At 75.6% G+C, this 1,269-nt stretch carries 1 protein-coding gene; it reads left to right on the forward strand.

Annotated features, from left to right (window positions below; translation table 11 throughout):
• The coding region (locus tag QH195_RS28500; RefSeq protein ID WP_280437661.1) for an RNA polymerase sigma factor at positions 1 to 1,269 on the forward strand (1,269 nt) is incomplete at both ends.

A 1,269-nucleotide genomic window follows, 5' to 3' on the forward strand; every position in this document is an offset into this window, starting at 1 on the left:
GCCGCCCGGGCCCCCCGGGTGTTCCCCCCGTTTTGTCGCGGGCGTCTCGGTCCCGGCGGGGGGGGGGGGGCCCCCCCCCGCCCCCCCCACCTCCTACGGCCGGCTGCTGGCATTGCTCGCGGCCCGCTGCGGTGATGTCACCACCGCGGAGGATGCGCTGGCCGACGCCTTCGAACGGGCGGTGCGGCACTGGCCGGTCGACGGCGTTCCCGCCAATCCCGACGCCTGGTTGCTGACCGTGGCCCGCAACCGGATCCGTGATGTCGTCGCCGGGGCGCCGGCGCGCCGTACCGTGGCGCTCGACCCGGTGCGGCACGACCCGGGCCTGCTGGATCGGATCGATCCGGAGGTCCTCGAGGACCGGCGGCTCGAGCTCCTGTTCGTCTGTGCCCACCCGGCCATCGACCCACCGGCCCGGACCCCGTTGATGCTCAACACCCTGCTCGGCTGCACCGCCGAACAGATCGGGCGGGCGTTCTCCGTGCCCACGGCGACGACGGCGGCGCGCCTGACCCGGGCGAAAAAGCGAATCAGACAGGCGCGCATACCGTTCCGCGTGCCCGCGCCCGCAGAACTCCCGGCCCGGGTGGACGCAGTACTGGAAGCGGTCTACGGCGCATTCGCGATCGACTGGCACACAACAGGCCGCGAACTGCACGAGTCGCTGACCGGTGAGGCGCTGCACCTGGCCGAGGTACTCACCCAGGTGCTGCCCGACGATCCCGAAGCACACGGCCTGGCGGCCCTCATCGACCTGTGCACGGCCCGCATACCCGCGCGCATCGACGCCACGGGCGACTACATACCGCTCGAGCGCCAGGACCGCCGCCGCTGGGACGCCGAACTCGTCGTGCGCGGCCGTGCCCACCTCCGCCGTGCCTACTCGTTCGCCACCGTCGGCCGATATCAGCTCGAGGCCGCGATCCAGGCGGCCGAGGGTGCCGGCGCCGATCCCGTCGTCATTCTCGACCTCCACCGTGCGCTGCACCGTTTCGCCCCGACGCTCGGTAGCGCGACGTCGCTCGCCGCCGCGACCGCCCGCGTGCACGGCCCCGCCGCCGGGCTGGCGGTCCTGGACGCCGAGGTCGACGACCGGCGATTCCAGTCGGCCTGGGCGGTTCGCGCCCACCTGTGCCGGGGGGGGGGGGGGGCCCGCGCCGCGGGACCACCCCCCCACCACCCCCACGCCCCAGGGCGCCCCCAAACCCCCCCCCCCGGGCCCGGGGGGGGGGGGGGGGCGGGCCCCGCGGCCCCGGATGGAGGGGGGCC

Source organism: Nocardia carnea, from assembly GCF_029868855.1.
In the GTDB taxonomy this organism is placed as follows: domain Bacteria; phylum Actinomycetota; class Actinomycetes; order Mycobacteriales; family Mycobacteriaceae; genus Nocardia; species Nocardia carnea_A.